General features: G+C 49.1%; 1 protein-coding gene. It reads left to right on the top strand.

The features are described 5' to 3' along the window. On the top strand, positions 1-390 hold a 390-nt coding region (locus H8S52_RS19740; RefSeq protein WP_304522355.1), incomplete at its 5' end, for a helix-turn-helix domain-containing protein. Between the last annotated feature and the right edge of the window lie 252 nt (positions 391-642).

The following is a 642-nucleotide window of genomic DNA, read 5'->3' as shown; positions in this document are numbered from 1 at the left end:
ATGCCGCTGGCAGAGTTCTTCCGTGATATGGCAAACAGAGAGCTGGAGTGTAGCGTGAGCGGGTTCAGTTCCGAAGCACGTAAAGCGTTGCTGACACACGCATGGCCGGGCAACGTGCGGGAACTTCGGCAGAAAGTTATGGGTGCTGTATTGCAGGCGCAGGAAGGTGTTGTCATGAAAGAGCATCTGGAACTTGCCGTGACGAAACCGACCTCTACTGTCAACTTCGCCCTGCGCAATGACGCGGAGGATAAGGAGCGGATATTGCGTGCGTTGAAACAGGCAAACGGCAACCGGAGTGTCGCCGCCGAACTGATCGGAATAGGCAGGACAACACTATACAGCAAACTTGAAGAGTATGGACTTAAATATAAATTCAAGCAATCATAGCCTGTAATTCACTGAATTTGGCTATCTTTGCATAACATTTGAGAAAAACGGCGATTGGCAGGAGCTTTTCGCCGCCAACATATAGGATAAGACCGCAAGGCGTTTCAAGCGAAAATCTGGTAAATTGGAACTACGGAGACGATTGCGTGATGCTTATGCTATGCTTACGCATAGCGTGCATTCACGTACTCTCCGTAAAGGCTTTACCAGAGCCATCGCTTGAAGGTAGTGTGAATTGCACGCTACTTTTTT

Origin of the sequence: Bacteroides sp. NSJ-48 (assembly GCF_014287405.1) — a bacterium.
GTDB lineage: Bacteria > Bacteroidota > Bacteroidia > Bacteroidales > Bacteroidaceae > Bacteroides > Bacteroides stercoris.
The sequence above is the reverse complement of the archived record's forward strand: the minus strand, read 5'-3'. Positions and strand labels throughout refer to the sequence as shown.